General features: G+C 69.2%; 10 protein-coding genes. 1 reads left to right on the top strand and 9 read right to left on the bottom strand.

What is annotated here, in order from left to right; genetic code table 11:
- Window positions 1-70: 70 nt before the first annotated feature.
- From chrA to Q7J44_RS02985, 6 genes are all read right to left on the bottom strand, one after another.
- Window positions 71-1,276 (bottom strand): chromate efflux transporter, encoded by a 1,206-nt coding sequence (gene chrA / locus Q7J44_RS03010; protein WP_304876841.1) that lies wholly within the window; start codon window positions 1,274-1,276, stop codon window positions 71-73.
- A 192-nt stretch (window positions 1,277-1,468) separates the two neighbouring features.
- Window positions 1,469-2,317, bottom strand: coding sequence for a DUF3047 domain-containing protein (locus tag Q7J44_RS03005; RefSeq protein WP_304876839.1), 849 nt, complete (start codon window positions 2,315-2,317; stop codon window positions 1,469-1,471).
- A 467-nt stretch (window positions 2,318-2,784) separates the two neighbouring features.
- The gene (locus Q7J44_RS03000) at window positions 2,785-3,756 is read right to left on the bottom strand and encodes a PDR/VanB family oxidoreductase (RefSeq protein ID WP_304876837.1); all 972 of its coding nucleotides are present in this window, start codon (window positions 3,754-3,756) and stop codon (window positions 2,785-2,787) included.
- Window positions 3,753-4,790, bottom strand: a complete 1,038-nt coding sequence (locus Q7J44_RS02995; RefSeq protein ID WP_304876835.1) for an aromatic ring-hydroxylating dioxygenase subunit alpha — start codon at window positions 4,788-4,790, stop codon at window positions 3,753-3,755. Before Q7J44_RS02995 ends, Q7J44_RS03000 begins: the two co-directional genes overlap by 4 nt.
- A gap of 82 nt (window positions 4,791-4,872) precedes the next feature.
- Window positions 4,873-5,382: a MarR family winged helix-turn-helix transcriptional regulator gene (locus Q7J44_RS02990; protein ID WP_304876833.1), complete on the bottom strand. Its 510-nt coding sequence runs from the start codon at window positions 5,380-5,382 to the stop codon at window positions 4,873-4,875.
- A 92-nt stretch (window positions 5,383-5,474) separates the two neighbouring features.
- Window positions 5,475-7,766: an ATP-dependent DNA helicase gene (locus Q7J44_RS02985; RefSeq protein WP_304876831.1), complete on the bottom strand. Its 2,292-nt coding sequence runs from the start codon at window positions 7,764-7,766 to the stop codon at window positions 5,475-5,477.
- Window positions 7,767-7,871: 105 nt separating this feature from the next.
- Here Q7J44_RS02985 and Q7J44_RS02980 point away from each other — a divergent pair, with 105 nt between their 5' ends.
- Entirely contained in the window at window positions 7,872-8,693 is an 822-nt protein-coding gene (locus Q7J44_RS02980; RefSeq protein WP_304876829.1) for a hypothetical protein, read from the top strand.
- Between the two features lie 17 nt (window positions 8,694-8,710).
- On the opposite strand, the gene Q7J44_RS02975 is transcribed toward Q7J44_RS02980, so the two are convergent.
- From Q7J44_RS02975 to Q7J44_RS02965, 3 genes are read right to left on the bottom strand one after another with little or no spacing between them, the layout of a single operon-like run.
- Entirely contained in the window at window positions 8,711-9,409 is a 699-nt protein-coding gene (locus Q7J44_RS02975; RefSeq protein ID WP_304876827.1) for a DUF2894 domain-containing protein, read from the bottom strand.
- On the bottom strand, window positions 9,406-10,065 hold the full coding sequence (locus tag Q7J44_RS02970; protein WP_304876825.1) for an OmpA family protein: 660 nt from the start codon (window positions 10,063-10,065) through the stop codon (window positions 9,406-9,408). The genes Q7J44_RS02975 and Q7J44_RS02970 overlap by 4 nt, the downstream gene beginning before the upstream one ends.
- The gene (locus Q7J44_RS02965) at window positions 10,062-12,407 is read right to left on the bottom strand and encodes a DUF802 domain-containing protein (RefSeq protein ID WP_304876823.1); all 2,346 of its coding nucleotides are present in this window, start codon (window positions 12,405-12,407) and stop codon (window positions 10,062-10,064) included. The genes Q7J44_RS02970 and Q7J44_RS02965 overlap by 4 nt, the downstream gene beginning before the upstream one ends.
- Between the last annotated feature and the right edge of the window lie 2 nt (window positions 12,408-12,409).

The following is a 12,409-nucleotide window of genomic DNA, read 5'->3' as shown; positions in this document are numbered from 1 at the left end:
TTGTGTAATCGGCTTGGATTGCTGCTAAAAATCTCAAGCTTGGCCGATGATTGTGAGATTCATCAGCAAATCAGACTCCAACGGTCCCCATCATCCACCCCAACCCCGCACACCCCGCCACCACCACCCAGGGCGGCCACTTCCATTGCATCAGCGCCACCAGCGCCATACCGGCCAGCAGCGCATCGCCCACACTCCGAATCCCGCTGGTGATGACCGGGTTCCACAGCGCCGCGAGCAGCAGGCCGACGACGGCGGCGTTGATGCCCATGAGGGCGGCCCGCACGCGCGGCTGGGCCCTGAGACTTTCCCAGAACGGCAGCGCGCCGGCGATGAGCAGGAAGGCGGGGGTGAAGATGGCCGCCAGGGCGAGCAAGCCGCCGGCCCAGCCGGTGGGCGCGCCCTGCATGCTCGCGCCGAGGAAGGCGGCGAAAGTGAACAGCGGGCCGGGCACGGCCTGGGCGGCGCCGTAGCCGGCGAGGAAGGCTTCGTCGCTCACCCAGCCGGTGGGCACCACGCTGGCTTGCAGCAGCGGCAGCACCACATGGCCGCCGCCGAAGACCAGGGCACCGGCGCGGTAGAAAGCGTCCACCACGGCGAGGGCCTGCGATGTAAAGGCCGACAGCAGCAGGGGCAGACCGAGCAGCAGGGCGAAGAACAGCGCCAGCCACGCGGCCCCCGCGCGGCGGCTGACCGGCACGGCCAGCGGTTCGTGCGGCGCTTCGGCCGCTGGCCGCAGCCACGCCAGGCCCACCAGCGCGGCCAGGACGATGGCCAGCAGTTGGGCCACGCTGCTGGGCCAGGCGATCAGCAGCGCGGCGGTGCCCAGCATCAGCGCGCGGCGTGGGGTGTCCGGGCAGAGGCTGCGCGCCATGGCCCAGGCGGCCTGCGCAACCACCGCCACTGCCACCACTTTCAGACCCTGCAGCAAACCGGTTGATAAGGCGTCACCGGCCTGAGCAATACCGAGCGCCAGCCCGATAAGCACGAGGGCCGAGGGCAGGGTAAAGCCGGCCCATGCGGCGAGAGCGCCGGGATAGCCGGCGCGCATCAGGCCCAGCGCCAGGCCCGCCTGGCTGCTGGCTGGGCCGGGCAGGAACTGGCACAGGGCCACGAGGTCGGCGTACGCCGCGTCGCTGAGCCAGCGGCGGCGTTCGACGAATTCGGTGCGGAAATAGCCAAGGTGTGCCACCGGCCCGCCGAACGACGTGAGGCCCAGGCGCAGGAAAACCAGAAACACGCCCAAGGCGCGGCGGTCGTTGGATGGGAATGGCATGCTGCTCAGGCCCGCTGCGTGTGCCTGGTCATGAAGGTGCGGTCGACCGGCTTATTCCAGCGACGGACCCTGGCTTCTTTGGTGGGCGGGGTGCTGTGCCCGGCGGCGCCCTGGTCTGGACCGGGCGGCAGTTGCTGGATGCTGTGGTGCATGGGCACCGATCTTACGGGGCAGGCCTGGCGTCCCCGCGCGTCAGCGCAGATCGGTCACCCAGCCGGTGCTGCGGCTGGCGGTGTTGTCGCTGTCGGCGCCGATCAGCACGCTGCGCAGGCGCGGCACGGCGGCGCCGGCGGGCAATTCATCGGCAAAGAGGGTGCTGAAGTCTTGTGCCAGGTCGCGCGCCTCGGCTGCCCACTGGCGGGCCGGCGTTTCGCTGCCGCGCAGACTGATGTAGCGCACGCGCCGCGTGTAGGGGTTGGCGCCCTGCCGACCGGCAGCATGGGCGCTGTCCCACACGTAGCACACGGTGGCGGCGGGCAGGGCTTCGCCGCTCACGCTGCGGGCGATGCGCAGTACCGTGCGTTCGACAAAGGGCACGCGCTCCAGCGGGTGGTCGAACAGGGCGCAAACCTTGAGCGCGGCGTCGTCGCCAGCCTGGGTGGTGAGGTCGGGTGCGGCCTGGCCACCCGAGAGCGGCTGATCCAGCCGCCAGCGCCATTGCAGGCGGCCGGGTGACCTGTTTGGAGTGTCGTGCACCAGCGTGCCATACGACGAGGCGGTCAGCACCTGCACGGCGCGCTCGCCGTCCACCGTGGCGGCTTCGAAACGGGTGAGCGGAATGTCGGCGTGCTGCTTGGGAAACCCCACCACGCGCCAGGCCGGGTTGAGGGCGCCGCTATCCAGCGTCAGCGGCGGTAGCACCGGTGTGGCCTGCGCTGCGCTGGCCAGCGCCAGGCCGGCGAGCCAGGGCCACAGCGGGATGCCCCTGCCGGCGGGGCTGCCGTCCCGATGCGGCGGCATGGCGGCGCCGCTGAGTTGCCTGCACACCCTTGTGGAGACATGCACGATGAAAAAAAGGCGGCTGGCTGGGTGCTTGTTCATGGTGGTTTCTGCCTGGCGGGCGTTGTCACCTTACACCAGCGGAACGCCGCTGCCGAGGGCGATTTGCTGGCGCAGAGGGGCGCTGTGGGAGTACCTGTTGGCGGCGACCTGTCCGCTCTGCCGCGACCGGGCTGGCCGCCAGGACGACAGCGTTGGCGGGTTGGACGGATTGACGAGCCCGTGGGGGATGAGCGGCTTCACCACGCAGGACCTCAACCACCGCCAGACGCCGGCGCGGGCCTGTGCGCGGGTGTGCAACTGGTGGGGCTGGTACGGAAGGGCGGGCCATCCAGCGGCAGCAGGGAGGCCATCACGAGCCGCCCGCTGCGGCTCTCGGCGCTGGGCCGCCCGCACCGCGGGGGACAGAACACGCGGTACCTCACGCCGATGCACGGTACGGCCGTTGCGGAGCCGTTCAAAACGGCCGACCCTGGCGCTGGTCGGGCGCCGGCCGGTGTTTTCCCGCCCTACAAATCCAACACCAAACGTCCACCCCGGGCGCGCGAGCAGCAGGGCAGAAACTGGTCATTCCCTGCTTGTTCTTCCGGCGTCAGGTAGTGGTCGCGGTGTTCGGGGGTGCCGGCCTTCACGCCGGTCAGGCAGGTTCCGCACACGCCTTGTTCGCAGGACATGGGAATGTCAAAGCCTGCGGCCAGCAGTGCTTGCAGGGCCGTTTGAGCGGGGGCGACGGTGATCACCTGGCCGGTGCTGGCCACTTCCATCTCGAAGCTGCCGTCGCCTGTGGTGTCTGCCGGGGCGGCGCTGAAATATTCGTGGTGCAGGCGCTCCTCTGGCCAGCCCTGGGCGCGGGCGGTGCACAGCACGGCGTCCATGAAGCCTTGCGGGCCGCACACATACAGGTGCGTGCCAGTGCCGGCTTTTTTCAACGTGGCGGCGATGTCCAGCTTTTGGGTGGCTTGCCCGTCGTCAACGTGGTGGTGCACGTGGCGCGCATAGGGGGATGCGGCCAGGCGTTCGGTGAAGGGCGTGCGCTCGCGCGAGCGGGTGCAGTGGTGCAGCTCAAAGCTTTCGCCCTGGCTGGCCAGGTGTTCGGCCATGGCCAGCAGCGGTGTGATGCCGATGCCGCCGCCCAGCAGCAGGTGGTGGGCGGCGTTTGTGGCCAGGGGAAAGTGGTTTTTGGGCGGGCTGATGTGCAGCACGCTGCCTTCGGTCACGGCGTCGTGCACGGCCACCGAGCCGCCGCGCGACTGGGCGTCGCGCAGCACGCTGATTTCGTAGTGGCCAGCGTCGCTGGGCGGGTTGCACAGGGAATATTGGCGCACCAGACCGCCGGGCAGGTGCACGTCGAGGTGGGCACCGGCGGTGAAGGCGGGCAGGGTGGTGCCGTTGGCGGCCACCAGTTGCAGGCTGCAAATGTCTTGCGCTTCGGTGCGCTTGCGCGCCACGCGCACGGCCAGGGTGGGATTGGGCTGGCTCATGGGGCGGTGCCTTGTTCGGTGGCCACCAGCCGCTCAATCACCCGACGTGACTGCACGCCGCCAGCGTCGATGTTGAGCTTGAGCAGGGCGCGGTCGGGGAATTCGCTCAGGTTTTGCTGCTGGCGTTCCAGCATTTCCAGGTCTTCTGAAAAGATCTTGCCCTGGCCTTCCCGGATTTGCGCGGTGAGGGCTTTGTCTTGCGGGTTGAACTTGCGCGCCATGCCCCAGAAGTAGTGCATGGAGGTGTCGGTTTCGGGGGTGATGAAGTCGACCACCACGGCATACACCTTGTGTTCGGCCGGTGCGTTCACACCGCCGTGGCCGGCGTGGGCCACGCCCACCTCAATCATGACGTGGCTGGGTGGTGTGAAGCGGCAGATTTGCCAGCGGTCCACCGGCACGTCGTCGGCCAGGTGGTTGGCGCGCAGGGCGGCTTTCCAAAACGGCGGGGCCGAGATGTTTTCCATAAAACGGCTGGTGACCACGGTGTCGCCGTCGGTGGTGGTTTTGCAGGGCGACTCGTCAATCTCTTTTTGACCAATGCTGGTGGCATGCACATAGGTTTCGTGCGTCAGATCCATCAGGTTGTCCACCATGAGGCGGTAGTCGGCCTTGACGTGGTAGAGCCCGCCGCCGTAGGCCCACTCGGGGTTTTCGTACCACTCCATGTGGGGAATGAGGGCCGGGTCGGCCTTGTCTTTCTCGCCGGGCCAGACCCAGATAAAGCCGTAGCGCTCTTCTACGGGGAAGCTGCGGATGGCCGGGAAACCGCCCACGCGCTGGCCGGGCATGGCGATGGTTTTGCCGTCGCAGCCCATTTCCAAGCCGTGGTAGCCGCACACCAGCTTGCCTTCGCACACGTAGCCCAGCGAGAGCGGGGCACCGCGGTGGGGGCAGAAGTCTTGCACGGCGGCCACTTTGCCGGCCTGCGCCCGGTAAAACACGATGCGCTCGTTGCAGATTTTGCGGCCCAGGGGCTTGGCGTCAATGTCTTCGGCCGTGCAGGCCACGTACCAGGTGTTTTTGGGGAACATGCGGTGCCTCCTGTGGGGGTTCTTCATTCAGTATGCTGAATGAAGCGTATTTTATAGAATGTGCGGCGCCCATGACAGGGGTTCAAACCTCGGGTTTTCCCGTGGTTTGCGGCGGTGCTGCGGCTTCGTTCAGGTGCACAAACTTGCGCAGCAAACGCAAAAACTCGGCCTGCTCGACGGGCGAAAGTGGCTGCAGCAGTTGCTGGTACATGGGCGCCACGCGGGGCAACATGTCGCAAAGCATGGCTTCGCCTTCGGGCGTGAGGCGCAGGCTGCGCTGGCGCCGGGCCAGCAGCTCGCGCACGATCCAGCCCTTGCTCTCCAGGCGGGTGGCGATGTCGGCGGTGGTGGATGTGTCCAGCGCCACCCGCTGCGCCAGCGTCACCTGGTCCAGGCCGGGCTCTTCTTGCAGCGCACGCAGCAGGGCGTATTGCACCGGTGTGATCTGGCGGCCGTGGGTGTCGTGAAAGGTGGCTACGGCGAGCTGGTGGGCGCGGCGGATCAGGTGGCCCGGCTCGGCGTGCAGCTGGATGCCGCCTTCGGGCCGGTCGTGGCGAGGAGGCTGGGTCGGGTCGGGTGGGATGTCTGGCATGGGGGCTGGCAAAAAAGGCACGCGGCCTGGGAGCTGGTTCGGCGTGGGGGTACAGAACGGTGGACAACCCACCGAGCACAGCCCATGCGGCACTATAGGCCAGGCGGGTCTTGGGCCATGCGCGGGGCGTGCCACCAGGCCGGCAGCAGGCGCTGCACTTCCAGCCGCGCAAAGCGGTCGTCCAGCAGCCACACGGTGCCGTGGTCGCGCTCGGTGCGGATCACCCGGCCGGCCGCCTGCACCACCTTGTGCAGGCCGGGGTAAAGGTAGGTGTAGTCGTAACCCCGGCCAAACAGGGCTTGCAGGCGCGCGCGCATCTGCTCGTTCACCGGGTTCACCTGTGGCAGGCCGAGCGTGGCAATGAAGGCGCCAATGAGGCGGCGGCCCGGCAGGTCAATGCCTTCACCAAACGCGCCGCCCAGCACCGCAAAGCCGATGCCCTGGCCGCCCTCGGTGAAACGGGCCACAAAGGCATCGCGCTCGGGCTCGCTCATGCCGCGCGCCTGCGCCCACACGGGCAGGGCGGGGTGGTGGTGTTGCAGCCGGTCCAGCGCTTGCTGCAGGTAGTCAAAGCTGCTGAAAAACGCCAGGTAGTTGCCGGGCTCGGCGGCGTATTGCGCCGCCATCAGCTCGACCATGGGCGTGAGCGAGGCCTGGCGGTCGCTCCAGCGGGTGGAAATGTGGGGCGCCACGCGCACCGCCAGCTGCGCGGGCGCAAAGGGCGACGGCACATCGACCCGCAGCGTGTCGGGCGGCAGACCCAGCAGGTGGGCCACAAAGTCCATGGGCGCGAGCGTGGCTGAAAACAGCGTGGCGCTGTGGGCTGCGGCCCAGCGTGGCGCCAGCAGCGGGCCGGGCACCACGTTGCGGATGGCCAGCGCCGGGTGCTTCACCCGCCCGGTGCCGTCGCGCGTGAGGTCGCACAGCGAATGCTCGCCAAACTGCTCGGCCACGCGCAGCACGTGCAGCGCGTCAAACCACCAGCGCTGCAGCGGGCCGTCCAGCGCGTCTTGCGGGTGCTGCGCAAAGTGGTCGCCGATGTCGCTGCACAGTTGCTGCAGCGTGGTGATGAATTCACCCGGCAGCTCGGGCAGCACCTCGAGGTCCTGCGTCTGCGTTTTGGCCAGGGCGGCCCAGCGGCGTTGCAGCTTGTCCAGCGGCTTTTTCAGCGCGGCAGGGGCGGCTTGGCGCAGGGCCTGGAAAGCGGCGGGCGCCAGTGTGGCGCTGTGCATGAGCCGGGCGCGCTCGATCAGGTTGTGCGCTTCGTCCACCAGCAGGCCCACGCGCCAGCCGTTGGCCTCGGTCAGCGCGTGCCAGGCGGCGCCGTGGTCAAAGTAGTGGTTGAAGTCGCCCACGGCCACGTCGGCCCAGCGCAGCATTTCCTGCCCCAGGTAATAGGGACACACGCTGTGTTCCCGCGCCATTTGCCGCAGCGTGGTTTTGCTGAGCCAGCGGCCTTGTGCGGCGGCCTGGCGGGCGGCGGGCAGGCGGTCGTAAAAGCCCTGGGCCAGCGGGCAGCTGTCGCCGTGGCAGGCTTTGTCGGGGTGTTCGCAGGCTTTGTCTCGGGCCACGCGCTCCAGCACCCGCAGCGGGATGGCTTGCGGCGTGTCGGCCTGGGTGAGCTTGTCCAGCGCGTGCAGCGCCAGTTGGCGGCCGGGGGTTTTGGCGGTGAGGTAAAAAAGTTTGTCGGTGCCCAGGTCTTTGCCGTTGCCGGGCGCGGCCTTGAGCGCGGCAAACAAGGTGGCCATGGTTTTGCCAATGCCGGTAGGGGCCTGTGCCATCAACACCCGGCCGTGGCTGTGGGTGCGGTACACCGCCTCGGCCAACGCGCGCTGCCCGGTGCGAAACGCGGCAAATGGAAAGACCAGATTGCGCAGCGCTGCGTCACGCGCCACGCGGTGCGCGCGCTCGGCCCGCGCCCACACCGCGTAGCGCGTGCACAAGGCTTCAAAAAACGCGCGCAGTTCGGGCGCGCTGTGGCGCTGCACCAGCGGTGTTTCGTGCGCGGTGTCGATGTTGAAGTAAATGAGCGCCAGGTCCACCCCGTCCAGCGCCAGCTGCTCGCACAGCAGGTGGCCGTACACGCGGGCCTGCGCCCAGTGCAGCGCGCGCTGGTTGGCGCCGATCAGGGCCGGGTCGCCGCGGTGGGTTTTGATTTCTTCCAGCCGCTTCGCCACCGAGTCAAACCCATCGGCCCGGCCTTGCACGCGCAGCCCGCCCCAAACCACACTCAGGGGCAGCTCGCGCTGGTAGCCCGCGCCCCGGCGCGACGTGACTTCGCTGTGCCCGGCCACGCCTTCGCTGCCGCTGGGCGAGGGCGTGAAGCGCAGGTCCAGGTCGCCCGTGCGCGCTGCAAAGTCGCACAGCGCGCGCACCGCCACCACGCCCAGCGGGGCGTCTTCAGCAGTTTCGGGTTCCAGGCGGGGTGGGGCGGCGTTCACGGTGGGGCGGTGTGGGTGGGTGCATGGTACTGGTTATATAGTCAGGCAATGCGTTCGTTTGTGCCCACCCTGACCCGCCGCCACCACCAGCGCCTGCGCGACATTTACCGCTCGGCCGGCTGGCCCTGCCAGGACTTGTTGGAGGTGGATCTGCTGGCGGCTGGGCAGGTGGAGCGGCGCTTGTCGGACCAGGGCCACGAGACGCTGCGGGTGACCGACGCCGGCATTGAAACGCTGGCGCGGGTGTTTGCCAGCAACCAGGCGGCGCGCTCCCCGCACGAAACGCTGGTCGAGCAGGTGGCGGTGGCCATGGGCCGCGCCGGGCGCCTGGCCTGGCGCGGTCTGGCGCTGCGGGTGCCGCTGCCGCGCACGCTGTTGCAGGGCGAGCCGTTGGACCATGGCGTGGTGCCGGCCGTGGTGGCTGAGCCGCCCGTGCAGTTGAGCGCGTTTGATGATGGAACTGACACCGTGCCCGGCCAGCCCGACCACGCCTGGTGCATGGCCTGCCCCGACGTGTTTTCCATTCGCCACAGCTCGGTGGACGCCTACCTGGAGCCGGTGGTGCACGAGATCAAAGTGAACCGCGCCGACCTGCTGGGCGACCTGAAAAAACCCGCCAAGCGCGCCGCCTACCTGGGGCTGGCCAGCGCCTGCTGGTATGTGCTGGGGCACGACGCGCGGGGCCGCCCGATTGGCGAGCCCGAGGAGATTCCACCCGAATGCGGGGTGATGCTGGCCACGCCCGAGACGCTGACGGTGGTGCGCGAGGCACCGCGCCGCGCGCTGGAGCGCCTGCCGTTTCATGTGTGGATGGCGCTGGCGAAGGCTGGCCCGGTGCAGCGCGAAGAGCGGCAACAAACGCGGTTTTAGCCGGGGCAGCGTCACCCTTACTTTTTGGCCTTGGCGGCGCGCACCGCCTTGGGCTTGCTAGCGGGGGGCTTCAGTCGGGCGCTGGCCTGCTCGATCCACAGCAGGGCGTCGGCATGCGCCATGAAGCGCCGCAGGTAGTGGGGCGACAGCTCGCGCATGAGCGCCAACGAGCGCAGCACCAGCATGTGCGAGTTGAGCGGTCCGGCGTTTTCCGGGCCGCGCTCCACCGCCAGGTCCACCTGGTCTTCGGCACAGATGCGCGACCAGGTCTCGCGAAACCGGCGCACGCTGTTGAGCTCGGGCAGGGCGTTCTGGTGGGGCTGGGCGGTGTGTTCCAGCGGGTCGTCGGCCGGCCACTGCCGCACGCGCTCGATGTAACGGGTGAGCTCGGCCAGCGGCGATTCGGGTGGCTGGGCACTGGCTACCGGCATGCCCGCGCCGCCGGCCGCTGCCAGCCGGCGCCGATCCAGCTTGCGCTGGGTTTGTTGCGCGGCCTGCGCGTCTACTGCGCCCTGGCGCGCCTGCCGGGCTTGTGTGGCGCGCTGCTGGTAGTCGGCCAGCGCGGCGCCCAGCCGGGTGGCCAGCGCGCTTTGCACGCCCGGCGCGGCCGTTTGCACGCGGGCGGCCAGCGCCTCCAGGTAGTGAAAGCGCACCGGGTCCAGCAGGTGGGCGCCCGCGTGGCGCAGGTCGGCCAGCGCGGCCAGCGGCTCGGTCATGGCTTGGCTGCGGTCGGGTGGGCAGTTTTGGGCACCGGGGCCATTTCCACACGGCGGTTTTGGGTGCGGCCCTGTTCGTCGGCGTTGGAGGCCACCGGCTGCTCGGCCCCGAAGGCGGCGGCAAACACGCGCGCGGGCGGCATGCCTTCGTCCATCAGCGCGCGGGTCACGGTGAGCGCGCGCTGGGCCGACAGTTCCAGGTTGTCCGCGTAGCGCCGGTTGCCGTCCTGGATCGGGCGGTCGTCGGTGAAGCCGCTCACCATCAGCATTTCGTCACGCTCGCCCAGGTACACCTGCAGCGGTGGCACCAGGCTCCTGAGCAGTTGGCGGCCATCGGGGCGCAGTTCGTCGGAATTGAGCGGAAACAGCACGCTGCCACTGATGCCGATGCGCCCGTTGTTCAGCGTGACGCGGCCCGTTTGCAGCGGAATGGCCAGCGCTTTTTCCAGCGCCATGCGGCGCTGCTCTTCGGCCTCGCGCTTGGCAATTTCAGACGCCAGGTTGCTCATCAGGTCCATCTGAACCACCAACACGCCCACCAAAATCAGCACAAAGGCGCCGAGCAGGCCCGACATCAGGTCGCCAAACACGGCCCAGACCGGGGCGCTCTGCTCCAGGCCGCCGTCGCGGTCATTGCGGTCGTCCAGCTCGGTCATCCCGGGGCTCCCACCGGCTGGGTGGCGGGCGCGCCGTGCAGCCGGCGCAGGTCTTCCACAATGCCTTGCTGCGCGCTGATGCTGAGGTCGATCACCTCGCGCGCCTGCGCCACGTAGTAGCCCAGTTGGTCGTCGCTGCGCGCCATGGACTGCTGAATCGCGCTCTCGATGCGCTGCAGGCTGTCCATCAGCTGCTGGTTGCTGGCGCTGAACAGCTGCACGCCGTGGCCGAACGACTCGCCCAGGCTGGCCAGCTCGACCGCGCTGGCGTTCACATGCGCGGCCACCTCGTCCACCCGGCCGGCCTGCGCGCCCAGGGTCTGGGCAAACTGGCCACTGGCCTGTTCCATGACCGTGGCGGCCGAGGCCACCAGCGACTCGATGGCGGCGCGCTGCTCCCCGGTGGCCTGCTGCACGGTGTGCAGCAGCGTGTCGAGCTGGGCCACCAGGCTGGTGCGCTCTTGCAGGGCCAGGTTGTCGCGCTCGGTGATGTGGCCCATTTCCTGGCGCAGCTGGGCAATCACCTCGGCGGCGGCGCGGGGCGCTTCTGAGGCGGTTTCCAGCAGGCGGGTCATGGGGGTTTCCAGCGCGGTACCCAGCGTGGCCAGGTGGCTGGCCAGCGCGCCTTGCAGCTCGCCCAGCCGGCTCACGGCGGCTTCGCCCCTGGCGGCTTCTTCGGTGCGCAGGGTGCTCATGTGCGCGCTCAGCTCCGTCTGCAGGGCTTGCAGCCGGTCCACCGCAGCCTGGCCGCGCTCGGATTCGTCGGTGCGCAAGGCCGCCAGCTGTTCGGCCAGCGTGGTCTGCAGGGCTTCCAGGCGGTCCACAGCGGCCTGGCCGCGCGCGCTTTCGTCGCTGCGCAGGGCGGCCAGTTCGGTGCGCCACAGCGTGGCCAGTGCGTCCATGCGCTGGCCCTGGTCTTGCGCCCAGCGGGCTTCCGCCTCGGTGCGGGCGCGCACCAGTTCTTCGGACTGCGCCAGCAGGCGCGCCATGTCGTCCAGGCTGCGGCCGGCCTGCTGGCTGACGCGTTCGCTCACCGTGGTGGCGGTGTGTTCCAGCGCCTGGCACACAGCCTGTTGCTGCGCCAGCGTTTGCGCACCGGCCTGCTGCCATTCGCCTTGCAGCGTGGAAGCCAGCGCTTGCAGCGACTGCGTCCAGGCGGCCTGCTTGTGCTGGTCGGCCTGCGCCAGCCCGGCGAGCGACTGGGCGGCGCTGGCCTGCACGCTGGCCAGCAAGGCGGCGGCGCGTTCTTCAAATGTGTGGGTAAAGGCGGTTAGCGCGCGGTCGAGCCCGCTCACCTGCTGTTCGCTGGTGTGCGCGTGCTGCGCCAGGGCGCTGGTCCAGGTGTCGGCCACGGTGGCGGCGGTGGCGCCAAACTGGGTGGCCAGGCCGTTCAACTGCGTTTGCACCGCGTCGCTCACGCGCCCGTGCTGGCGGGCCGACTCTTCGGCCATGGCGGCCATGGCGGACTCGACCACCGGTTTCAGGCTCTCGCCGGCCACCCGGGCGCTGGCACTCAGGCTGTCTTGCAGCGACGTGGCCACGGCGCTGGCCAGCCCGGTGTAGGCCACCGACACCTCGCTGTGAAACTGCGCCTGGCGGCTGAGCAACTGCGCGTCCAGCTGCTCGCTGCGCTGTTCGATCTGCGCCATCAGGGCCTGCAGCTGGTGGACCACCTGGGGCAGCGCCTGGGCTTGCGACTGCAGGGCCTTGAAGCTTTCCTGGCGCTGGTGGGCCAGCGAAAACGGCCGCAAGGTGGTGGCGATGTGTGTGTCCAGCAGGCGAACCACGCCGAGGCGCTCGCGCCGGCTGATGGCCGACATGAGGCCCAGCATGGCCGACGCGGCCACACCCGCCACCGAAGTGCCGAAGGCCAGACCCAGCCCCTTGATGGGGGCGGCCAGTGCCGAGCGGATGGCCTGCAGGTCGGTGGAGCCGTCCAGTGCAAAAACAGCGCCTTTGAAGGTGACGACCATGCCCACAAAGGTGCCCAGCATGCCCAGCATGACCAGCAAACCCACCAGGTAGGGCGTGAGCGCCAGGCCGGGCAGGGCCACACGCTCGCCTTCCACCCGCGCACGCACGGCGTTTTGCACCGAAGGGTGCAGGCCCGTGAGCCAGTCGCCCAGTTGCGCCAGCGGCTGCGGAATGTGGGCCAGCGCCGTTTGCAGCGAGGCGGTGACGGCGCGAAAGCGCCGGATTTCCATGGCGCCGAGAACGTAGACCGCGCCAATCACCACACTCATGGCCAGCGCCAGCGCGCTGGAGCCCACAAAACCCACACCCACCCAGAGGACGGCCACCAGACCCAGGACAAAGGCCACGGCCAAAACGATTCTGCTCATTG

Source organism: Pseudotabrizicola sp. (assembly GCF_030656345.1).
Classification (GTDB): Bacteria; Pseudomonadota; Alphaproteobacteria; order Rhodobacterales; family Rhodobacteraceae; genus Pseudotabrizicola.
Note: the sequence above shows the minus strand (reverse complement) of the source record. Positions and strands in the feature narration are given on the sequence as shown.